The following is a 22,281-nucleotide window of genomic DNA, read 5'->3' on the forward strand; positions in this document are numbered from 1 at the left end:
GTGGTGTTTGTTCCCGCCACCACACCGCAGCCCGGACACGGCCACCATGGCAAAGACCCGCAGCACGTTCCGTCTCGCCGGCTTCACCGAGGTCGGAACGCTGGGGGTGGTCGGCCTCAAGCGCATCTGGTCGCGCCTGCTCTCCGGGGCTCCGCCTTCCGGCGACGACGCCCTGCGGGAATGGCGGGCCGTCCACGTGCTGAGCAGCGGTCTGCAGGTCGGGCTGGAGGAGCTGTACCGCCACCTGGGCTCCGTCCGACCCAGCTTCGAGGCGTTCGAGGACTGGATTCTCCGGCACAACGGCGGCGCCCTCGCCCCCGGGGCGGTGGAGCGCATCAACGCCGCGCTGACCGATCAGCCACCGCCGGCCGACGCCCGCGCCCGGACCGACGACATCGACACCATGGAACCGGTGCTCGACGCCGACGACCTCGCGCACTGGGAGGAGCACGGCTGGGTCGTGCTGCACGACTCGATCCCGCCCGAGGCCTGCCGGGCCACCGCGCAGGCGGTGTGGGACGAGCTGGGCAAGTCGCCGGACGACCCCGCCTCGTGGGACGAATGGACCGACCGGCAGCAATGCGTGTTCACCGGGCTGTTCCGCCATCCGGCGCTCGACGCCAACCGGCGGTCGCGGCGCATCCACAAGGCGTTCGCCCAACTCTGGGGAACCGCCGACCTGTGGGTGAGCACCGACCGCGTCGGCTTCAACCCGCCGGTGACGCCCCGCTGCGCCTTCCCCGGCCCGGGCGTTCACTGGGACGTCAGTCTCGTCCGGCCCGTCCCCCTGGGCATCCAGGGCCTGATCTACCTGACCGACACCGCGGCGAACCAGGGGGCGTTCGGCCTGGTGCCCGGCATGCACCGCACGCTCGACGCCTGGATGGACTCGCTGCCGCCGGGCGTATCGCCGCGCGCGCACGCCGAGCGGCACCTGACGCTGACGCCCATCGCGGGACGGGCCGGCGACCTGATCCTGTGGCACCACGCGCTGGCGCACGGCCCCACGCCGAACCACGCCGACCGGCCGCGCCTCGTCCACTACATCAAGATGTTCCCGGCCGACTTCCTCTGGACGCCGGCGTGGCTGTAGCCTAGCTCCCGTCCTCGCGGGCAGGGGCCTGGAAATGCCGTGGTCGGGCCGGCCGGCACGGGACCTTGAGCGCACGGTGCGCTATGAAAAGCGGGCCGCCAGCCGCCACGCCATGGCCCGCATTGGGGCAATCCGGCTACGGCTCAGGGCTTGAGAACAGAACTTTGCCAGAAGGCTCTCCTCATTGCCCAAGTGGCAAAAGGATTGGCTTGCAACTGCCTCTGCAAGGTTTAAAGGTAGCCAGCTTGTGAAGGCTGGCGGTCGAGCTTGGGTCAGGCAGGCGCAGGCCATCCAGGCAATAATTGGAAGAGGCAAAAGATGGATATGTTCGATCGCGCCTTCCAGCAAGCGAGAGGCATTCTGGAAAGCAGCAGCGACAACCATACAAAGCTGTTTAACTTGCTGCAGGTGTCTTCTTATTTTTGGTCTGTAGCGCTAAGCGAGCACGCCGTGGCGCAGCGGGGCGACGCGGTGTCATCCGGTCCATTTGAAGGACTGAAATTTCCAGTCTCAGAGGTCGAGGGATGTCTGCTTCCAAGAATACTTGGATGCTACGAGGCGGAACTTCACGAGAAGCTGGAGGATATCCTAAAGACGAAATATGATTGCATTATAAATATAGGGTGCGGCGAAGGCTATTATGCCGTTGGCCTTGCCAGACGCCTTCCGGAAGCGACCGTCTACGCCCACGACATAAACATCAAAGCACAAGAAAAATGCGCAAATCTTTCTGAATTGAACGGAGTAAGGGAACGCGTCATTGTCGGCGGCGAATTCTCGGGAGAGAATTTTAGGAAGTTCTCCGGGAAGCGAACCCTGGTGCTCTGCGATATCGAGGGCGGAGAATTGAATCTCCTACGCCCCGACCTCTATCCCGAATTGAAGCAATTCGATATCGTCGTTGAGCTTCATGATTTCATAAAGGCAGGGACCTCCCATGAGGTCATAGAGCGCTTCAGGGAAACGCACGACATTGAACTCGTAGAAAACAACCTGTTCCGCAAGCCGTTGGTGCCAGATTGGATGAAATCAATGCACGATCTTACCCTTCTCCTGGCAGTCTGCGAGTTCCGCCCCGGGCCAACGCCGTGGGCGATCATGCGAGCTCGGTAAGCACCATCTTTTGCAGGGAGGCCGCATCGATCCCTTGGCTTCCCTGGCGCGTTTCAGGTTCCGTTCTCAAGCCCTGAGCCGTAGCCGGATTGCCCCGATGCGGGCCATGGCGAGGTGGTTGGCGGCCCGCTTTTCGCAGCGCACCGTGCGCTCAAGGCCCCGTGCCGGCCGGCCCGACCACGGCATCCAGGGGGCAGCGGCGCCAGCCGATGCTGACCCCGCTCCTCTCCGCTCGTTCCATGTCCCTGCCCGCGAGGACAGGACCCAGAGCCCCCTCCCCCGCAAGGGGGGAGGGGCCTTGAGCTCAGCGCACCCGCGGGTTCCGCCGACTCGGCGTGTCGTAACCGGGCAGCGGCTGCGTCATCGTCGCCGGGTCGGCCGGCCGGACCAGGGCGTCCGTATCCTCCAGCATCGGCGGCGTGACGATCTCCTCGGCGCTGCCGGCGTTGAAGGCGATCACGCCCGCCTCGCGCACGGAGGCGCAATCGCGCCGCGCCGCGGTGGCGGCGTCGCCGGCCCACGGCGTGAAGGGCAGCAGCGAGAGCAGCCAGGGGCCCTTGCGCTCGCCCGGCTCCATCGCCGTGAACACGTAGTTCTGCAGCGGCAGGCACGCCGAGGCCACGGCCGGCGGCGGCGAGCCGGGCACCGCGGCCAGCGCCGCCTCGTAGTCCGGCACGGTCTGGGCCGACACCGGGCCCGCCAGGAACGCGACGGCGATCGCCAGTGTCGCAGCGGGCGCAAAGCGCATCATCATGACCTCCAAAGCAGAAAATCCGGTCCTTTGATACGTGGGCAAGCGTTCCATCGGCACGGTTTCACCGGATTCCTCGGACCGTTCCGGTTCCGTGCCTCCCGTCACGCTTGCCCTTCGAGTGGATTCGCGCTAGGAACCCGCCTCGAATTCTAAGGGCGCTGGATCCCTAAAGAAAGACCCATCCATTGGTTCGGTCCTCCGCTGAAGGGGGGACGCTTTTAGCGCAGGGAACGCTCCATGGCACGCAACAAGATCGCCCTCGTCGGCTCCGGCCAGATCGGCGGCACGCTGGCCCTCCTCGCCGGCCTCAAGGAACTGGGCGACATCGTCCTCTTCGACATCGCCGAAGACATGCCGGCCGGCAAGGCGCTCGACCTCGCCGAGACCGCCCCGGTCGAGGGCTTCAACGCCGCCCTGTCCGGTGGCAACGACTACTCGGTGATCAAGGACGCCGACGTCGTCATCGTCACCGCCGGCGTGCCGCGCAAGCCCGGCATGAGCCGCGACGACCTGATCGGCATCAACACCGGCGTCTGCCAGACCGTCGGCGAGGCGATCAAGACGTACTGCCCGAACGCCTTCGTCATCGTCATCACCAACCCGCTGGACGTGATGGTGTGGGTGCTGCAGCAGGCCTCGGGGCTGCCGGCGCACAAGGTGGTCGGCATGGCCGGCGTGCTGGACTCGGCGCGTTTCCGCTATTTCCTGGCCGACGAGTTCAAGGTTTCGGTGGAAGACGTCACCGCCTTCGTGCTGGGCGGCCACGGCGACACCATGGTTCCGCTGGTCCGCTACTCGACCGTCGCCGGCATCCCGCTGCCGGACCTGGTCAAGATGGGCTGGACCTCGCAGGAGAAGCTCGACCAGATCGTCCAGCGCACCCGTGACGGCGGCGCGGAGATCGTCAAGCTGCTGAAGACCGGCTCGGCGTTCTACGCCCCGGCCGCCTCCGCCATCCAGATGGCCGAGAGCTACCTCAAGGATCAGAAGCGCGTCCTGCCCTGCGCCGCGCAGCTGACCGGCCAGTACGGCGTCAAGGACATGTACGTCGGCGTCCCGACGATCATCGGCGCCGGCGGCGTCGAGAAGATCATCGAGATCGAGCTGAACGCGGACGAGAAGAAGATGTTCGACCACTCGGTGGCTGCGGTGCAGACGCTGGTCGACGTCGTCAAGAAGCAGCAGGCTGAGAAGGCCGCCTCCTAAGGGGCGGCCTTTTTGCCAGCAGGCGGAAACACGCGCTGCACCGCGGGACGGACGGTTGAAGAGTCCGTCCCAGGTGCTACAGTAGCGGCGGTCAACCATCCGGAGTGCATACGCCTCCGGATGTAGGACCGAAACGCACGGCGCCTTTCCCGCGTCCGCCCATCATCGTCAGCCGACCTACAAAAAAGATGGACGCCCGATGAACATCCATGAGTACCAGGCTAAGGGCCTGTTGAAGAAGTACGGCGTCGCGGTTCCCCGCGGCGGCGTCGCCTACACCCCGCAGGAAGCCGAGACCGTCGCCCGCGAGCTGGGCGGCCCGGTCTGGGTCGTGAAGTCGCAGATCCACGCCGGTGGCCGCGGCGCCGGCCGCTTCAAAGGCAACGAGCAGGGCAAGGGCGGCGTCCGCGTCGTCAAGTCCGTCGAGGAGGTCGGCAAGAACGCCGGCGAGATGCTCGGCAAGGTGCTCGTCACCAAGCAGACCGGCCCCGAGGGCAAGGAAGTCAAGCGGATCTACGTCGAGGAAGGCGCCGACATCAAGCGCGAGCTGTACCTCGGCATGCTGGTCGACCGCGCCTCCGGCAAGGTCATGATCATCGCCTCGACCGAAGGCGGCATGGAGATCGAGGAGGTTGCCCACAACCACCCCGAAAAGATCCTGAAGGTCGCCATCGATCCGGTCAGCGGCATCCAGGGCTTCCACACCCGCAAGGTCGCCTTCGGCCTCGGCCTGGAAGGCAAGCAGGTCGGCGCCTGCGCCAAGTTCCTGACCGCCATGTACCAGGCGTTCGTGGAGCTGGACTGCTCGATCGTCGAGATCAACCCGCTGATCGTCACCGGTTCGGGCGAGATCCTGGCGCTCGACGCCAAGATGAACTTCGACGACAACGCGCTCTTCCGTCACAAGGACATCGAAGAGCTGCGCGACGAGTCGGAAGAGGACCCGGCGGAGATCGAGGCGGCCAAGCACAGCCTCAACTACGTCAAGCTCGACGGCTCGATCGGCTGCATGGTGAACGGCGCCGGCCTGGCGATGGCCACCATGGACATCATCAAGCTGTACGGCGGCGAGCCGGCCAACTTCCTGGACGTCGGCGGCGGCGCCACCCGTGAGCGCGTGACCGCGGCCTTCAAGCTGATCCTGTCGGATCCGAACGTCGAGGGCATCCTGGTCAACATCTTCGGCGGCATCATGCGCTGCGACGTCATCGCCGAGGGCGTCGTCGCCGCGGCCCGTGAGGTCCACCTGCACGTTCCGCTCGTCGTCCGCCTGGAAGGCACCAACGTCGAGCTGGGCAAGAAGATCCTGTCCGAGTCCGGCCTGCCGATCCTGTCGGCCGACAACCTCGCCGACGCCGCCGAGAAGGTGGTCAAGGCCGTGAAGGAGGCCAAGTAAGATGGCTGTTCTCGTTAATTCCGACACGAAGGTCATCTGCCAGGGCTTCACCGGCGCGCAGGGCACCTTCCACTCCGAGCAGGCGATCGCCTACGGCACCAAGATGGTCGGCGGCGTGACGCCCGGTAAGGGCGGCACCACCCACCTCGACCTGCCGGTGTTCGACACCGTCGCCGACGCCGTCGAGAAGACCGGCGCCAACGCGTCCGTGATCTACGTCCCGCCGCCCTTCGCGGCCGACGCGATCCTGGAGGCCATCGACGCCGAGATCCCGCTGGTGGTCTGCATCACCGAGGGCATCCCGGTGCTCGACATGGTGCGCGTCAAGCGCGCCCTGGCGAACTCCAAGACCCGCCTGATCGGCCCGAACTGCCCGGGCATCATCACCCCGGACGAGTGCAAGATCGGCATCATGCCCGGCCACATCCACAAGCGTGGCAAGATCGGCATCGTGTCGCGTTCGGGCACGCTGACGTACGAAGCCGTCGCGCAGACCACGGCGGCCGGCCTCGGCCAGACCACCTGCATCGGCATCGGCGGCGACCCGGTGAACGGCACCAACTTCATCGACTCCCTGGACCTGTTCATCAAGGATCCGGAGACCGAGGGCATCATCATGATCGGCGAGATCGGTGGTGACGCCGAGGTGAAGGGCGCCGAGTTCATCCGCGCGTCGGGCACGAAGAAGCCGGTCGTCGGCTTCATCGCCGGCCGCACGGCGCCTCCGGGCCGCCGCATGGGCCACGCCGGCGCGGTCGTGTCGGGCGGCAACGACACCGCGGACTTCAAGATCGACTTCATGAAGTCGGTCGGCATCGCGGTGGCCGACAGCCCGGCAAGCCTCGGCTCGACCATGCTGAAGGTGATGAAGGGCTAAGGTGTTTGCGGGGGCGTTCGATACGCCCCCCTTTCACATCTGCCATGACGGAGGCTCTTGGATCCGATTCGACCCGCAGGTTGGGTTGAGCGACGCGAAGCCCAACATGTTCGCGATGCGGCGTGTGTTGGGCTTCGCCTGAGGCTCGACCCAAGCTGCGGAGTTCGGGATCCAAGGGCCTTTCGGCCGTGGCGTGCCCTTTTTGAAAAAGAACAAACTCTAGGGAACCGGGTGCTCAGCCCGAGGCGAAAACCATGTCGGTGAATCTGGAGAAGTCCTCGTTCCTGTTCGGCGGGAACGCACAGTACGTGGCCGAACTCTACGCCCGCTTCCTGAAGGACCCCGCCTCGGTGGATCCGAGCTGGAACGGTTTCTTCAAGGAAATGGACGACGATTCGCGCGCCGTCCTTGACGAGCTGCGCGGCGCGTCCTGGTCGCTGCCGGAGGAGATCCTCCTGGGCGCGGCCGACGAGACCGCGGCCGCCGCGACGGCGCTGCAGGGCCCCGGCAACGGCGGCCTCGTGCAGCACGTCCAGCAGGTGTTCGGCGGCGTGACGCACGAGCAGATGCGCCAAGCGGTGCTCGACTCGATCCGCGCGCTGATGCTGATCCGCGTCTACCGCGTGCGCGGCCACATGAACGCGCACTTCGACCCGCTGGGCCTGGAGAAGCGCGAGCCGCACCCCGAGCTGGATCCGGCGACCTACGGCTTCGGCCCGGCCGACATGGACCGGCCGATCTTCCTGAACTACTCGCTGGGCCTGGAAAGCGCCTCGCTGCGCCAGATCCTCGACATCCTGAACAAGACCTACTGCGGCACCATCGGTGTCGAGTTCATGCACATCCAGGATCCGGAAGAGAAGGCCTGGATCCAGGAGCGCATCGAGAGCGGCCGCAACCACACCGACTTCACCGTCAACGGCAAGCGCGCCATCCTGGAGCGCCTGACCGCGGCCGAGGGCTTCGAGAAGTTCCTGCAGGTCAAGTACACCGGCACCAAGCGCTTCGGCCTGGACGGCGGCGAGTCGATGATCCCGGCGCTGGAGCAGATCCTGAAGCGCGGCGGCCAGCTCGGCATGAAGGAAGTGGTCGTCGGCATGGCCCACCGCGGCCGCCTGAACGTGCTGACCAACTTCATGGGCAAGCCGTTCCAGGCCGTGTTCTCGGAGTTCCAGGGCAACCCGTCGAGCCCTGAGGACGTGCAGGGTTCCGGCGACGTGAAGTACCACCTGGGCACCTCGTCCGACCGCGACTTCAACGGCAACATCGTCCACCTGACGCTGAACGCCAACCCGTCCCACCTGGAGTGGGTGAACCCCGTCGTGCTCGGCCGCGTCCGCGCCAAGCAGCAGCAGCGCAAGGACCTGGAGCGTTCCGAGGTCATGGGCATCCTGCTGCACGGCGACGCGGCGTTCGCCGGCCAGGGCATCGTCGCGGAATCGCTGGGCCTGTCGGAGCTGCGCGGCTACCGCACCGGCGGCACCGTGCACGTCATCATCAACAACCAGATCGGCTTCACCACGAACCCGCAGTACTCGCGCTCGGGCATCTACTGCTCCGAGATGGCGAAGATGGTGATGGCGCCGATCTTCCACGTGAACGGCGACGACCCCGAGGCGGTGGTGCACGTGTCGCGCATCGCCGTGGAGTTCCGTCAGCGCTTCAAGCGCGACGTGGTCATCGACATGGTCTGCTACCGCCGGCACGGCCACAACGAGGGCGACGAGCCGGGCTTCACCCAGCCGATCATGTACAAGGTGATCCGCTCGCACCCGACCGCCCGCGAGCTGTACGCCAAGCAGCTGGTCGCCGAGAACGTCGTCACCCAGGAAGAAGCCGACCACATGGTCAGCGACTTCATGAAGCGCCTGGAGAACGACTACGAGGCCGCCAACAATTACAAGCCCAACAAGGCCGACTGGCTGGAGGGCAAGTGGTCCGGCCTGGAAGCCGCCAAGCTGGACGAGGAGCACCGCGGCAACACCGCCGTGTCGCTCGACGTCCTCAAGGAGGTCGGTCTGAAGCTGTGCGAGATCCCCGCCGGCTTCGCGCTCAACTCCAAGATCGCCCGCCAGCTGGACGCCAAGAAGAAGTCCATCGAGAGCGGCGAGAACATCGACTGGGCGACCGCCGAGGGCCTCGCCTACGGCACGCTGCTGGTCGAGGGCACCCCGGTGCGCCTGTCGGGCCAGGATTCGGGCCGCGGCACCTTCTCGCACCGCCACGCGGTGGTCTACGACCAGAACACCGAAGAGAAGTACATCGCGCTGAACCACATCCGTAAGGATCAGGCGCCGTTCGAGGTGCACGACAGCCCGCTGTCGGAAGCCGCGGTGCTCGGCTTCGAGTACGGCTACTCGCTGGCCGAGCCGAACGAGCTGGTACTGTGGGAGGCGCAGTTCGGCGACTTCGCCAACACCGCGCAGACCATCATCGACCAGTTCATCTCGTCCGGCGAGTCGAAGTGGCTGCGCATGTCCGGCCTGGTCATGCTGCTGCCGCACGGCTACGAGGGCCAGGGCCCCGAGCACTCCTCGGCGCGTCCCGAGCGCTTCCTGCAGATGTGCGCCGAGGACAACTGGCAGATCTGCAACATCACCACGCCGGCCAACCTGTTCCACGCGTTCCGCCGGCAGGTCCGCCGCAACTTCCGCAAGCCGCTGGTGCTGCTGTCGCCGAAGTCGCTGCTGCGCCACAAGCTGTGCGTCTCGCCGCTGTCGGAGTTCACCGGCAACAGCCATTTCCGCCGCGTGCTGGGCGAGGCGGCGACCGATCTGGCCGCCAACGACAAGATCCGCCGCATCGTGCTGTGCACCGGCAAGGTCTATTACGATCTGCTGGCCGAGCGCACCGCGCGGGGCATCAAGGACGTGGCGATCCTCCGCGTCGAGCAGCTGTACCCGTTCCCGCGCTCGACGCTGGTGGAGGAGTTCGCCAAGTACCCGAACGCCGACGTGATCTGGTGCCAGGAAGAGCCGGAGAACCAGGGCTACTGGCACTTTATGGACCGCCGCATCGAGGGCGTCCTGAAGTCGATCGAGCACAAGGCGGGCCGGCCCAGCTACGTCGGTCGCGAGCCGGCGGCGGCCCCGGCCACGGGTCTCCTGAAGCGGCACAACCTTGAGCAGGCGAAGCTCATCGACGCCGCGCTGACCGTTCGCTGACCCCAGGACATAAAAAAAGAGGACGCAAGAGGAACCATGGCTACCGAAATCAAGGTCCCCACCCTGGGCGAGTCGGTCTCCGAGGCCACCGTCGCCCGCTGGCTGAAGCCGGTCGGCGCGTCGTTCAACGCCGATGAGCCTCTGGTCGAGCTCGAGACGGACAAAGTGACGCTGGAGGTCAACGCGCCGGTCGCCGGCACGCTGGCCGAGATCGTCGCTCCGGAAGGCGCCAACGTCGGCGTCGCCGCCCTGCTCGGCATCATCACCGAGGGTGCGGTCGCCACCGCCGCCGCGGCCGCCCCGGCCCCGGCCCCGGCGAAGGCTGCCGCGCCGGCCCCCGCTCCCGCCGCCAAGGCCGGTGTCGAGCCGATGCCGGCCGCCCGCAAGATGATCGAGGAGAAGGGCCTCGACGCCTCGCAGATCGCCGGCACCGGCAAGGACGGCCGCGTCACCAAGGGCGACGTGATCGAGACGCTGGAGAAGCCCCAGGCTCCCAAGGCCGCCGCCCCCGCCGCGGCCCCGGCGCCGAAGGTCGTCTGGGCGCCGGGCACCCAGGGCGAGCGTCCGCGCGCCGCGCAGGAGGAGCGGGTCCGCATGACCCGCCTGCGCCAGCGCATCGCCGAGCGCCTGAAGGAGGCCCAGAACACCGCCGCCATGCTGACCACCTTCAACGAGGTGGACATGTCGGCGGCGATGGCGCTGCGCAACGAGTACAAGGACTACTTCGAGAAGCGCCACAAGGTGCGCCTCGGCTTCATGTCCTTCTTCGTGCGCGCCGCGATCCAGGCGCTGAAGGAGATCCCGGCGGTGAACGCCGAGATCGACGGCACCGATCTGGTCTACAAGAACTACTACGACATCGGCGTCGCCGTCGGCACGCCGCAGGGTCTGGTGGTTCCCATCGTGCGCGACGCCGACAAGATGAGCTTCGCCCAGATCGAGGGGAAGATCGGCGAGCTGGGCAAGAAGGGCCGCGACGGCAAGCTGTCGATGGACGAGCTGACCGGCGGCACCTTCACCATCTCGAACGGCGGCGTGTACGGCTCGCTGATGTCGACGCCGATCATCAACCCGCCGCAGTCGGCCATCCTCGGCATGCACAAGACCATGGACCGTGCGGTCGTGGTCAACGGCAAGGTCGAGGTGCGCCCGATGATGTACCTGGCGCTCTCCTACGACCACCGCATCATCGACGGCAAGGAAGCGGTCACCTTCCTGGTGCGCATCAAGGAGTGCATCGAGGATCCGCGCCGCCTGCTGCTGGACGTCTGATCCAGGCTCCGGCCGACACGACGAAGGGCGCCCGCAAGGGCGCCCTTTTCGTTTGCGCGCGCCTGGGGCGGATCGCCGCAGTTGATCCGTCGCAATCTCCCGGCAACATCAACGCGGTAAGCTGGTCCGACCAGAAGGAGACGGGAGAACCCGCATGACCGACACCTCCATCGTCACGTCCGCCCTGCGCTTCGCGGCGGAGACCTACGAAGGCAGCTTCCGCCCGGACGCCAGCCCGTTCGTGACGCACCTCAGCGAGACGGCCGATCTGGTCGCCAAGGCCGGCGGCGCGCCGGAAGAGGTCGCCGCCGCGTGGCTGCACGACATGGTCGAAGACGGGCACGTGAGCCTCGACGTCATCCGCGAGCGCTTCGGCGACGCCGTCGCCGCGCTGGTGGCCGGCGTCACCGACCCCGACGACATCCTCGGCGCCGCGACCATCCAGGAGCGCAAGGCGGCCCAGGCCAAGCGCCTCGCCACCGCCCCGGCCGGCGCCAAGCGCATCAAGATGGCCGAGCAGATCTCCATCCTGCGCGCCCTGACCAAGGAGCGCCCGCGCTCCTGGTCGCTGGAGCGCAGCATCGGCTACGTCGAGGGCACGCAACACGTCGCCGAGATCTGCCGCGAGGTCAGCCCCTTCCTGAACGAGCAGTTCGCGGCGGCGCACGCCGCCGCGGAAAAGGCGCTGTAACGACCGGCACTCACGCCCGCAGCTCCTCCACCAGCCGGCGGGCGTGCAGCGGCAGGTCGTCGAAGCGGCGGGCGCACAGCGTCAGCCGCCGCGGCGCCCAGGGGTCGGTCAGGCGCACGATGCGGATGGCCATGGTGCGGCGATGCCGCCGCGCCGCGGCCTCCGGCCCGATGCCGATCCCCACCCCGCGCTCCACCAGCCGGCACAGCGCGTCGAAGCCGCCGACCCGCACGCGGAAGGCCAGGGAGCGCCCGGCCCGCGCGGCGTGCTGGTTCAGGTGCTCCTGCAGCGCGCTGCCCGGGTTGAGCCCGACGAACGGCTCGCCCATCACCTCGCGGAAGGCCGCCGTGCGTCGCGACGCCAACGGGTGCTCGCGCGACGTCACCACCACCAGCTGGTCCTGGCGGAACGGCAGCGTCTCCAAATCCCCCAGCGCCACCGTGTCGGCGACGACGCCGAGATCGGCGAGGCCGCCCGCCACCGCCTCGACGATGGCGTGGCTCGGCCGCTCCTCCAGGTCCACATCGACGTTCGGGTGGGCGGTCAGGAAGCGGGCCAGCGGGTCGGGCAGGAATTCCGCCGCCGCGGCGGTGTTGGACAGCAGCCGCACGCGCCCCTTCAGCCCCTTGGCGTAGTCGCCGAGTTCGCCGCGCATGCGTTCGATCTGGTGCAGCACCAGCGTCGCGTGATGGACCAGCGCCCGGCCGGCCGGCGTCGGCTCGACGCCGCGGCGCCCCCGCTCCAGCAGCGCCACGCCCAGCGCCTCCTCCATCCCGCGCACGCGGGCGCTGGCCGAGGCGAGCGCCAGATGCGCCCGTTCGGCGCCCGCGGTGATGCTGCCGCACTCGGCGATGTGCAGGAACAGGCGCAGGTCGGCGAGATCGAAGCGCACGCGGGGCCTCCTCTAGGCTTCGGATTTCCCGAAGGCTGGCTGCGGATGTCCCACATTGTGCCGCGGCCGGCGGCGGATCAAGCTCCGCGGCATGGACAGCCTCATTCTCCTGACAGCGGCCGGCTTCGTCGCCGGCGCCATGAACGCGATCGCCGGCGGCGGCTCCTTCGTCACCCTGCCGGCGCTGATCTGCGCCGGTGTGCCTTCGGTGGCGGCGAACGCATCGAGCACCGTCGCGCTGTTTCCCGGCAGCCTCGCCAGCGCCGTCGGCTACCGCGCCGAGTTCCGCCCCTTCGAGGGCGTCGGCGTCGGCGCGCTGGCGGCGGTCAGCCTGGCCGGCGGCGTCCTCGGCGCGCTGCTGCTGCTGGCGACGTCATCGGCGACCTTCGACGGTGTGGTCCCCTGGCTGCTGCTGACGGCGACCATCGCCTTCGCGTTCGGCCGTGGGGTCGGCGCGGCGCTGCGGCGGGTGGTTCGCCTGGGGCGCGGGCCGCTGCTGGCCGTACAGTTCCTTATCGCCATCTACGGCGGCTATTTCGGCGGCGCGGTCGGCATCATGATGATGGCGGCGTGGAGCGTCTTCGGCGTCGACGACGTTCGGGCGATGAACGCGGCCAAAACCCTGCTGGTCGGCGCCACCAACAGCGTGGCGGTGCTGTGCTTCGTCGCGGCCGGTGCGGTGCACTGGCCGGAGACGCTGGCGATGCTGGCCGGCGCGGTGGTCGGCGGCTACGCCGGCGCGCGGGTCGGCCGGCGCCTGAACCCGGCGCACGTCCGCATCGGCATCTCGCTGCTGAACGTGGCGATCACCGCCGCCTTCTTCCTGCGCGGCGGAGCCTGAGGTGCGGCGCCGGCCCGACCCCGACGGCGAGATCTTCGTCGACATCGCCGTGGCGCTGGTGGTGGCGCTCAGCGCGCTGGCGTTCCTGAGCGCGTGGGGCGGGTAGGTTCTACGCCGCCCTCGCCGACGCCCGCGCCTTCCCGGCGATCAGCCACCACGCCACCTTGGTCGCCATTTTGAACGGCGTGGTGTGCGGCTTCAGCCCGCAGGCCTTGAAGACCATGGCGATGGCGCGCTCGACGTGCGGTTCCTGGTAGCGGCCCCAGGCGCGCTTGGCGTAGGCGGCGTTGAAGGTCTTGCGCTCGTAGGGCACGCCCTCCTCCGCGTTGGCGGCGTAGTAGGCGTAGGCCAGCTCGTCGTCCTCGGTCTCGCCGATGCGCGCCAGCGCGACCTTCAGGCGCTGCCACTTGCTGAGCCGCTCGGTCTCCAGGTAGCGCTTGGCGTAGCCGTAGAACAGCTTGTAGTGGCGCAGCTCGTCGGCGGCGATGTTGCGGCAGATCAGCTTCAGCAGCGGCTCGTCGGTCGAATCGGCGATGGCCGTGTAGTAGGAGCTGGTGCCGGTCTCCACCATGCAGCGCGCGATCAGCTCGCCGCTGCGCGAGCCGCGGATCGACGCGGTCAGGTCGATCGGCACGCGGTAGCCGGCGCGGAAGCGCTGCACGGCGCGCTCGAAGTTGAAGGACGGGTCCACAAGCTCGGCCCAGCGGCCGAGCGCCCGGCCGTGCTGCACCTCCTCGACCGCCCAGTCGTGGGCGGCCTGCTGGAAGTCGGGATCGTCCTTGAAGACGTTGCAGAGGTAGGCGGTGTAGTCGTCGGCGTTGAATTCGACCAGCGCCGCCGCCTTGATCAGCGGCACCAGCTCGGGATCGATCCGGCTGCGGTCCAGGCTGTCCCAGGGAAGGTCCTCGTACCGCCAGTGCAACGTCGCCATGCCCGCTCCCCTTCCCCGGATTCCGGATCCCGAAACGAAATCGCCCCCCGACGGTGTCGGAGGGCGTCGCAACCCACAAAACTATGTATGGGCTTGATTCCGCAATGCAACGGGATCGTGCCGGTCCACGGTGCCGCAGACCGGACGGCGCCCGGTCAGTGCGTCGTGCTGCCGGCGCCGGCGGCGTCGAGCTTGGCGCGGGCGATGGCCAGCTTGGCCTCCACCTCGGCGCGCTCGGCGTCGGACTTGGCGTCGTCCAGGTCTTCCGAGAGGTCCTTGACCTCCTGCTCGACCTTGCCGCGGTCGATGTCGGCGAGCGGCAGGGCCTGCTCGGCCAGCACCGTGCAGCGGGTCTCGGTCACCTCGGCGAAGCCGCCGGCGACGAAGACGCGGTCGATGACGCGGTCGCCCTCGTAGACGTCGATGACGCCCGGACGCACGGTGGAGATCATCGGCGCGTGGCCGGCCAGCACGCCGAAGTCGCCTTCGGTGCCCGGGACCACGACCATGTCCACCGGCTGCGAGGTCAGCAGCTTCTCCGGCGACACCAGTTCGAACTCGACTTTATCGGCCATGCGACAGGGGCTCCCTCGACCCGCCCTCCCGCCGTTTCCGGACGGGAGGGGGTTGCCGTTTCAACTGTGGACCAGACGAGACCTTAGGCGGCCTCGGCGGCCATCTTCTTGGCCTTGGCGATGGCCTCGTCGATGGTGCCGACCATGTAGAAGGCGGCCTCCGGCAGGTGGTCGTAGTCGCCGGCCACGATGCCCTTGAAGCCCTTGATGGTCTCCTCGATGGACACCAGCACGCCCGGGGTGCCGGTGAACACCTCGGCGACGTGGAAGGGCTGCGACAGGAAGCGCTGGATCTTGCGGGCGCGGGCGACGGTCAGCTTGTCGTCTTCCGACAGCTCGTCCATGCCCAGGATCGCGATGATGTCCTGCAGCGACTTGTAGGTCTGCAGAACGCGCTGCACGTCACGGGCGACCTTGTAGTGCTCGTCGCCGACGACGCGCGGGTCCAGGATGCGCGAGGTGGAGTCGAGCGGATCCACGGCCGGGTAGATGCCCAGCTCGGCGATCTGGCGCGACAGCACCGTCGTGGCGTCCAGGTGGGCGAACGAGGTGGCCGGGGCCGGGTCGGTCAGGTCGTCGGCGGGCACGTAAATGGCCTGCACCGAGGTGATCGAGCCCTTCTTGGTGGTGGTGATGCGCTCCTGGAGCGCACCCATGTCGGTGGCCAGCGTCGGCTGGTAGCCCACCGCCGAGGGGATGCGGCCGAGCAGCGCCGACACCTCGGAGCCCGCCTGCGTGAAGCGGAAGATGTTGTCCACGAAGAACAGCACGTCCTGGCCTTCCTCGTCGCGGAAGTACTCCGCGACCGTCAGGCCGGTCAGCGCGACGCGCGCGCGGGCACCCGGCGGCTCGTTCATCTGGCCGTACACCAGGGCCACCTTGGAGCCCGGGCCGTCGAGCTTGATGACGCCCGACTCGATCATCTCGTGGTAGAGGTCGTTGCCCTCGCGGGTGCGCTCACCGACGCCGGCGAACACCGAGTAGCCGCCGTGCGCCTTCGCGACGTTGTTGATCAGCTCCATGATGAGCACGGTCTTGCCCACACCGGCGCCGCCGAACAGGCCGATCTTGCCGCCCTTGGCGTACGGGGCCAGCAGGTCCACGACCTTGATGCCGGTGACCAGCACTTCGGCTTCGGTGGACTGCTCGACGAACTCCGGGGCCGGACGGTGGATCGGCGACACCGACTTGTTGCCGACCGGGCCGCGCTCGTCGATCGGCTCGCCGATGACGTTGATGATGCGGCCGAGCGTCTCGGGGCCAACCGGCACGGCGATCGGGCCGCCGGTGTCCACCACTTCCTGACCGCGGACGAGGCCGTCCGTGCTGTCCATGGCGATGGTGCGCACGGTGTTCTCGCCCAGGTGCTGCGCCACCTCGAGAACCAGGGTCTTGCCCTCGTTCTGGGTGTGCAGCGCGTTCAGGATCGCCGGCAGGTCGCCGTCGAACTGCACGTCGACGACGGCGCCCGTGACCTGGGTGATCCGGCCGCCGGTGTTGGTGGCCTGGGCCTCGGTGTTCTTAGCCATGGGGTAAAGCTCCCTCGGAACTCGAATGTGTCAAACGAAACCGCGGATCACGCAGTGCCTCAGATCGCCTCGGCGCCGGAGATGATCTCGATCAGCTCCTTGGTGATGTACGCCTGGCGCGTCCGGTTGTAGGTCAGCGTCAGACGGTTGATCATGTCGCCGGCGTTGCGGGTGGCGTTGTCCATCGCGGTCATGCGGGCACCCTGCTCCGAGGCCGCGCTCTCCAGGAGCGCGCGGTAGACCTGGATCGACAGGTTGCGCGGCAGCAGCTCGGCGAGGATCTGCTCCTCGTCGGGCTCGAACTCGTAGATCGCCTTCGCCTCCTCGGCAGCGCCCTCGCCGGTCGCCGTCTCCGGCACCGCGAACGGGATGAGCTGCTGGACGGTGACGATCTGCGTGATCGCCGACTTGAACTTGTTGTAGATCACGGAGCAGACGTCGAACTCGCCCGCCTCGTACATCTCGTTGATCTTCCTGGCGACCGCGTCGGCGTCGGCGAACGACAGCTTGCGGCGGCCGACGTCCTCGTAGGTCTCGACGATCAGCGAGGCGTAGTCGCGGCGGATCTGGTCGCGGCCCTTGCGGCCGACGGTCAGCACCTTCACCGTCTTGCCCTCGCCCTGCAGGCGCTGGATCTGGCGGCGCGCCTCGCGGACGATGGTGCCGTTGAAGCCGCCGCACAGGCCGCGGTCGGAGGAGATGACGACGAGGAGGTGCACCTGGTCGGAGCCCGTGCCCGTCATCAGCTTCGGACCGCCGGCGCCGTTCTGGACGTTGGCGGCCAGCGAGGTGAGCATGCGGCCCATGCGCTCGGCGTAGGGACGGGACGCCTCGGCCTGCTCCTGCGCGCGGCGGAGCTTGGAGGCGGCCACCATCTTCATGGCCGACGTGATCTTCCGCGTCGACTGGACGCTGGCGATCCGATTCTTGAGGTCCTTGAGGCTAGGCATACCGGCCCTTCATCCCGCGAGAGTTCCGCAACCGAAGATCCGGGGCCTCGCGGCCCCGGACCTCATGGTTCAGATCAGACGAACACCTTGGTGAAGCCCTCGAGGAAGCCCTTGAGCTTCTCCTCGGTGGCCGGGCTGATCGCCTTCTCGGTGCGGATGGCGTTCAGGATGTCGGCGCCCTTCGAGCGGATCTCGTCCAGGTACTTCTTCTCGAAGCGGGTGACGTCCTCGACCTTGATCTTGTCGAGGTAGCCCTTCACGCCGGCGAAGATGGAGACGACCTGCTCCTCGACCGGCAGCGGCTGGTACTGGCCCTGCTTCAGCAGCTCGGTCAGGCGGGCGCCGCGGGCCAGCAGGCGCTGGGTCGAGGCGTCGAGGTCCGAGGCGAACTGCGCGAAGGCGGCCATCTCGCGGTACTGGGCGAGCTCCAGCTTGATCGAGCCGGCGACCTGCTTCATCGCCTTGATCTGCGCGGCGGAACCCACGCGCGACACCGACAGACCGACGTTAATCGCGGGACGGATGCCGCGGTAGAACAGCGTCGTCTCGAGGAAGATCTGGCCGTCGGTGATCGAGATCACGTTGGTCGGGATGTACGCGGAGACGTCGCCGGCCTGCGTCTCGATGATCGGCAGCGCGGTCAGCGAGCCGGCGCCGTGCGTGTCGTTCATCTTCGCCGCGCGCTCGAGCAGGCGGCTGTGCAGGTAGAACACGTCGCCGGGGTAGGCTTCGCGGCCCGGCGGGCGGCGCAGCAGCAGCGACATCTGGCGGTAGGCGACGGCCTGCTTGGACAGATCGTCGTACACGATCACGGCGTGCATGCCGTTGTCGCGGAAGAACTCGCCCATGGTGCAGCCGGTGTACGGCGCCAGGAACTGCATCGGCGCCGGCTCGGACGCGGTCGCGGCGACCACGATCGAGTACTCCATGGCGCCGGCGTCTTCCAGCGTCTTGACGATCTGGGCGACCGTCGAGCGCTTCTGACCGACGGCGACGTAGATGCAGTAGAGCTTCTTGCTCTCGTCGTCGCCCTGGTTGATCGGCTTCTGGTTGATGAAGGTGTCGAGCACGACGGCGGTCTTGCCGGTCTGGCGATCGCCGATGATCAGCTCGCGCTGGCCGCGGCCGACCGGCACCAGGCTGTCCACGGCCTTCAGGCCGGTCTGCATCGGCTCGTGCACCGACTTGCGCGGAATGATGCCGGGGGCCTTCACTTCCACGCGCTTGCGCTCGACGTCGACCAGCGGGCCCTTGCCGTCGATCGGGTTGCCGAGGCCGTCAACCACGCGGCCCAGCAGGCCCTTGCCGACCGGCACGTCCACGATGGTGCCGGTGCGCTTGACGGTGTCGCCTTCCTTGATGTCGCGGTCGTTGCCGAAGATCACGACGCCGACGTTGTCGGTCTCGAGGTTCAGCGCCATGCCCTTCAGGCCGCCGGGGAACTCCACCATCTCGCCGGCGCGCACGTTGTCCAGGCCGTGCACGCGGGCGACGCCGTCACCCACCGACAGAACCTGGCCCACCTCGGCGACGTCCGCCTCGGTCCCGAAATTCGCGATCTGCTGCTTGAGGATCGCAGAGATTTCTGCGGCGCGGATATCCATCAGACTTGTCCCCCTGAGGCCTTCATGGCGAGTTGCAACTTGTCGAGCTTGGTGCGCACCGAGGTGTCGACCATGCGCGAGCCATATTTCACGATCATGCCGCCGATCAGCGCCGGATCGACGGTAACGCTCACCGTCACCTTGGAGCCGACCGACTTCTTGAGGGCGTCGGTGACCGCCTCGACCTGGGCGTCGGACAGCGGCTTGGCGGCCGTCACGTGCGCCGTGGTCTCGCCACGGCGCCGGGCCAGCTCGGCCAAGTAGCCGTTGATCATGCCCGGAAGCGCGAAGAGCCGGCGGTTCTTCGCCACCAGCCCGATGAAGCGCTTGGTCAGATCCGACACGCCGGCGCGGTCCAGAACCGCAGCCATGGCACGACCCTGCTCGCCGCGGCTGATCACCGGGCTCTGGACGAGGCGGCGAAGGTCGGCGCTCTCGGCAAGGAGTTGCTTCAGCGCGGTCAGATCGCCTGCGACCTGATCGAGCGCCTTGTTCTCATCCGCAAGCTCGAACAGCGCCGTGGAATAGCGGCCGGAGAGCTCGGAAACGCCTGTACCTTCGGAAGCCACCTGATCCCTCGAATATGAGTTCGGTAGACGGTGAATTTTCAGGGCCTTAAGGAGAGCTGATATGCTTGTTGCGACGGCCCCGGCCGCGAAAGCGAGCGGTCCAATATCACAGGAATCGCCTATGCGCAACCGAGTCTGGACAGTTTCCGTGCAACGAATGGGGGTATCCGACGGAAGCCGTATGAATGCCTCAGAAAATGGCAACTTTCGGCCGGCCGGGTCGCCACCACGGGCTGTGAACTCGGCGAGACCTTAACCCCCGCTTAACCAATCGAAGCCACCGTTCCGGCACGTCTTCCGCGATCCGTGTGCCCCACCATGACTGTCGTCGCCTTCTCCCGCGCCCGCTTCACGCCCGCCGACCTCGACGAGTTCGGGATGGTGGCGGAACCCAAGCTGCGCCTCGGCCATTGGCTGGGGATCATCCGCGAGAGCGGGCGCGACTACGACCGGCTGCTGGTGATGCTGCCGGGGGTCGAGCGCGCGGTGTTCCGCTTCGAGCGCGACGGCACCGGCCGCTACACGCTGAGCTTCAACGACCGCGCCGGCTGGTACGGCATCGGCGACGGCGCCACCGCCGCCGAGTGCCTGTCGATCTGGCGCCCGCGCAGCCGCACGGCGCGCGCCGACGCGCTGGCCTGATGCCGCTCCATGGTCGCGTCATAGGACCGGCCAGCCCGAGTCGCCTCACGCCGCCCGGGTGCGTCCCAGGCCATCGATGACGCGGCGCACCGCCGCGGAGGCGGTCTCGCTGATCTCGAAGGTGACGTGCAGGACGCCGCGCCCGGTGGCGCGGACGCGAAACGGCAGCGGCACGCCGACCGCATCCAGGCCCAGCGTCCCGGTGGCGCCGACCGCCAGGTCCGGCCCGCCCTCGATCATCGCCCCGCCCACCGACAGGTCGCGCACCACCGCCGCCGCGCCACCGACCCGGCACGGCAGTTGGACCGACACGCGCGGCGCCCGCCGGCGGTCGACGTCCCCGGTCGAGGTGCGGATGATGCGCACCACCTGCTCGCACAGCGCGTCGATGCCGGAGGCCAGCTCGGAGGCGAGGTGCTGCACCTCGGCGGCGCGCTCGCCGGTGCTGCCGGCCTCCCGCGACACCGCGCCGATGCGGACCGACACCGACTGCGCGGCGGTGGTGGTCTGACCGACGCTGCGGGCGATCTCGCCGGTGGCGGCGGTCTGCTGCTCCACCGCCGCGGCGATGGTCGAGGCGATGCGGTCGATGTCGTGGATGGTCTGGACGATCTCCTCCACCGCGCCGACCGCGCTGCCGGTGACGCCCTTGATGTCGGCGATCTGGCCGGCGATGTCCTCGGTCGCCTTGGAGGTCTGGTTGGCGAGGTTCTTCACCTCCGACGCCACCACGGCGAAGCCCTTGCCCGCCTCCCCCGCCCGCGCCGCCTCGATGGTGGCGTTGAGGGCCAGCAGGTTGGTCTGCGCGGCGATGCCGTTGATCAGGTCGGCCACCTCGCCGATGCGGCCCACCGCCTCGGCCAGCTTTCCGATGGTCGCGGCGGCCCCCTGCGCGGCGCCGACGGCGCGGTGCGACACGGCGCTCGCCTCGCCGACGTGGCGGCTGATCTCGCCGATGGAGGCGCTCAGCTCCTCGGTGGCGGCGGCCACCGTCTGCGCGTTGCCCAGCGCCTGCTCGGCCGCGGCCGCGACGTCCTGGGCGCTGCCGCTGACCGCGGTGGCAGAGGCCGCCATGCCGTCGGCGTTGGCGTTCATCTGGCGGGTGCGCGCGGCGACCTGGTTGACGGCGCCGCGGGTCTCGGTCTCCACCGTGGCGGCCATGCGCTCCAGCGCCCGGCGCTTCTCCTCCTCGGCTCCGGCGCGGGCTGCCTCCTGCTCGGCGCGCTGGCGCTCCGCCTCGCGGGCGTTCGCCTGGAAGACGCGCACCGTGTCGGCCATGCCGCCAACCTCGTCGCTGCGCCCCTCGAAGCCGACCGCGACACCCAGATCGCCGCCGGCCAGCGCCGTCATCACCGCGCGCAGGCGCAGCAGCGGCCGCGACAGGATGAACCCGAGCACCACCACGCTGGCCAACGCCGCGACCACGGAGAACGCGGTGGCCAGGATCAGCACGTCGCGGATCCCGTCGTTCGACACCTCGATCGTCGCCACGGCGCCCTTGAGCCCCTGGAAGCGGGCGGCGCTGGCCTGCCCGACCAACTCGGCCAGCCGGTCGAGCCGCTGCGCCAGCCCCTCGGCCGTCGCATCGAAGTCGCCCATCAGCGCGTTGCCGGCTTCCGGCCCGCCCTCGACGTAGGCGCGGGCCATGCGCTGGCCGGTCTGGTAGTAGGGCGTGAACCGCTCGCGCGTGGCCAGCAGCTCGGCGCGCACGTCGGGCAGGTTCAGGGCGTCGGCGCGGGCGAGCGCGAGCGTCAGGTCGGCGGCGAACCGGTCGGCGAACTCCTCCGCCTTCTTCGGGCCGTCGTCCAGGCCGTCCAGGCCGCGCGTCGCCGACACGTCGGTGAGCCACTGCTGCACCTGCGCCACGTCGTAGCGCAGATCGAGGACGCCCTGCGCCAGCGGAACCACCTGGGCCAGCACCTCCTCGGCAGCCCGTTCGATCACATCGAGCTGCCGGCCTTGTTCGCGGACATTCCGGTGCACGAGCAGCGACGACGCGATGATCGACGCCACCACCAGCCCGAACGCGAGGGCAATCTTCGAGCGAATCGACAGACGGTTGATAAGCGACATGCGCTCATCTCCTCCCAATCCAACCTAAGTATGAGATCGCAGCGGCGCCACGGACCGCCGCGTCCTCAGATTTAAAACAATTGATTCATCTATGAAAACAAATTTTATC

Annotated in this window: 19 protein-coding genes; 10 read left to right on the forward strand and 9 right to left on the reverse strand. The window is 68.2% G+C overall.

Going from position 1 to position 22,281, the window contains the following annotated elements:
- The first annotated feature begins 46 nt into the window (after positions 1-46).
- Both ACRWK7_RS13090 and ACRWK7_RS13095 read left to right on the forward strand, forming a co-directional pair.
- Positions 47-1,093, forward strand: a complete 1,047-nt coding sequence (locus ACRWK7_RS13090; protein WP_431856676.1) for a phytanoyl-CoA dioxygenase family protein — start codon at positions 47-49, stop codon at positions 1,091-1,093.
- Positions 1,094-1,411: 318 nt separating this feature from the next.
- On the forward strand, positions 1,412-2,206 hold the full coding sequence (locus ACRWK7_RS13095; protein WP_431856678.1) for a hypothetical protein: 795 nt from the start codon (positions 1,412-1,414) through the stop codon (positions 2,204-2,206).
- A 304-nt stretch (positions 2,207-2,510) separates the two neighbouring features.
- Here ACRWK7_RS13095 and ACRWK7_RS13100 read toward each other — a convergent pair whose 3' ends face one another.
- On the reverse strand, positions 2,511-2,960 hold the full coding sequence (locus tag ACRWK7_RS13100; protein WP_431856679.1) for a hypothetical protein: 450 nt from the start codon (positions 2,958-2,960) through the stop codon (positions 2,511-2,513).
- 237 nt (positions 2,961-3,197) lie between these two features.
- On the opposite strand from ACRWK7_RS13100, the gene mdh reads away from it, so the two are divergent.
- The 6 genes from mdh to ACRWK7_RS13130 all read left to right on the forward strand — a co-directional run bounded on the left by mdh (position 3,198) and on the right by ACRWK7_RS13130 (position 11,566).
- The gene (mdh, locus tag ACRWK7_RS13105; RefSeq protein WP_431856680.1) at positions 3,198-4,166 is read left to right on the forward strand and encodes a malate dehydrogenase; all 969 of its coding nucleotides are present in this window, start codon (positions 3,198-3,200) and stop codon (positions 4,164-4,166) included.
- A 199-nt stretch (positions 4,167-4,365) separates the two neighbouring features.
- Entirely contained in the window at positions 4,366-5,562 is a 1,197-nt protein-coding gene (gene sucC, locus ACRWK7_RS13110; protein WP_431856681.1) for an ADP-forming succinate--CoA ligase subunit beta, read from the forward strand.
- Position 5,563: 1 nt separating this feature from the next.
- Positions 5,564-6,439, forward strand: a complete 876-nt coding sequence (gene sucD, locus ACRWK7_RS13115; protein WP_431856683.1) for a succinate--CoA ligase subunit alpha — start codon at positions 5,564-5,566, stop codon at positions 6,437-6,439.
- A 254-nt stretch (positions 6,440-6,693) separates the two neighbouring features.
- Positions 6,694-9,603, forward strand: coding sequence for a 2-oxoglutarate dehydrogenase E1 component (locus ACRWK7_RS13120; protein ID WP_431856684.1), 2,910 nt, complete (start codon positions 6,694-6,696; stop codon positions 9,601-9,603).
- A gap of 36 nt (positions 9,604-9,639) precedes the next feature.
- On the forward strand, positions 9,640-10,875 hold the full coding sequence (gene odhB, locus ACRWK7_RS13125) for a 2-oxoglutarate dehydrogenase complex dihydrolipoyllysine-residue succinyltransferase (RefSeq protein ID WP_431856685.1): 1,236 nt from the start codon (positions 9,640-9,642) through the stop codon (positions 10,873-10,875).
- 154 nt (positions 10,876-11,029) lie between these two features.
- A complete protein-coding gene (locus ACRWK7_RS13130; protein WP_431856686.1) occupies positions 11,030-11,566 on the forward strand; it encodes an HD domain-containing protein in 537 nt (178 codons plus the stop codon).
- A 10-nt stretch (positions 11,567-11,576) separates the two neighbouring features.
- Here ACRWK7_RS13130 and ACRWK7_RS13135 read toward each other — a convergent pair whose 3' ends face one another.
- Positions 11,577-12,458 (reverse strand): LysR family transcriptional regulator, encoded by an 882-nt coding sequence (locus ACRWK7_RS13135; protein WP_431856687.1) that lies wholly within the window; start codon positions 12,456-12,458, stop codon positions 11,577-11,579.
- A gap of 91 nt (positions 12,459-12,549) precedes the next feature.
- Here ACRWK7_RS13135 and ACRWK7_RS13140 point away from each other — a divergent pair, with 91 nt between their 5' ends.
- Positions 12,550-13,299 carry a sulfite exporter TauE/SafE family protein gene (locus ACRWK7_RS13140; RefSeq protein WP_431856688.1) on the forward strand — a complete coding sequence of 250 codons (750 nt, stop codon included), beginning with the start codon at positions 12,550-12,552 and terminating at the stop codon, positions 13,297-13,299.
- A 109-nt stretch (positions 13,300-13,408) separates the two neighbouring features.
- Here ACRWK7_RS13140 and ACRWK7_RS13145 read toward each other — a convergent pair whose 3' ends face one another.
- The 6 genes from ACRWK7_RS13145 to ACRWK7_RS13170 all read right to left on the reverse strand — a co-directional run bounded on the left by ACRWK7_RS13145 (position 13,409) and on the right by ACRWK7_RS13170 (position 19,457).
- Positions 13,409-14,230 (reverse strand): ferritin-like domain-containing protein, encoded by an 822-nt coding sequence (locus ACRWK7_RS13145; protein WP_431856689.1) that lies wholly within the window; start codon positions 14,228-14,230, stop codon positions 13,409-13,411.
- Positions 14,231-14,385: 155 nt separating this feature from the next.
- Positions 14,386-14,805: a F0F1 ATP synthase subunit epsilon gene (locus ACRWK7_RS13150; protein WP_431856690.1), complete on the reverse strand. Its 420-nt coding sequence runs from the start codon at positions 14,803-14,805 to the stop codon at positions 14,386-14,388.
- Positions 14,806-14,888: 83 nt separating this feature from the next.
- Entirely contained in the window at positions 14,889-16,334 is a 1,446-nt protein-coding gene (gene atpD, locus ACRWK7_RS13155; RefSeq protein ID WP_431856691.1) for a F0F1 ATP synthase subunit beta, read from the reverse strand.
- Between the two features lie 59 nt (positions 16,335-16,393).
- Positions 16,394-17,284 (reverse strand): F0F1 ATP synthase subunit gamma, encoded by an 891-nt coding sequence (locus ACRWK7_RS13160; protein ID WP_431856692.1) that lies wholly within the window; start codon positions 17,282-17,284, stop codon positions 16,394-16,396.
- Between the two features lie 74 nt (positions 17,285-17,358).
- A complete protein-coding gene (gene atpA, locus ACRWK7_RS13165) occupies positions 17,359-18,888 on the reverse strand; it encodes a F0F1 ATP synthase subunit alpha (protein ID WP_431856693.1) in 1,530 nt (509 codons plus the stop codon).
- A complete protein-coding gene (locus tag ACRWK7_RS13170) occupies positions 18,888-19,457 on the reverse strand; it encodes a F0F1 ATP synthase subunit delta (RefSeq protein ID WP_431856694.1) in 570 nt (189 codons plus the stop codon). Before ACRWK7_RS13170 ends, atpA begins: the two co-directional genes overlap by 1 nt.
- Before the next feature lie 318 nt (positions 19,458-19,775).
- On the opposite strand from ACRWK7_RS13170, the gene ACRWK7_RS13175 reads away from it, so the two are divergent.
- On the forward strand, positions 19,776-20,099 hold the full coding sequence (locus ACRWK7_RS13175; RefSeq protein WP_431856695.1) for a hypothetical protein: 324 nt from the start codon (positions 19,776-19,778) through the stop codon (positions 20,097-20,099).
- A 45-nt stretch (positions 20,100-20,144) separates the two neighbouring features.
- On the opposite strand, the gene ACRWK7_RS13180 is transcribed toward ACRWK7_RS13175, so the two are convergent.
- Positions 20,145-22,172, reverse strand: a complete 2,028-nt coding sequence (locus tag ACRWK7_RS13180; protein WP_431856697.1) for a methyl-accepting chemotaxis protein — start codon at positions 22,170-22,172, stop codon at positions 20,145-20,147.
- Positions 22,173-22,281: the final 109 nt, after the last annotated feature.

The organism is Azospirillum sp., from assembly GCF_050789165.1.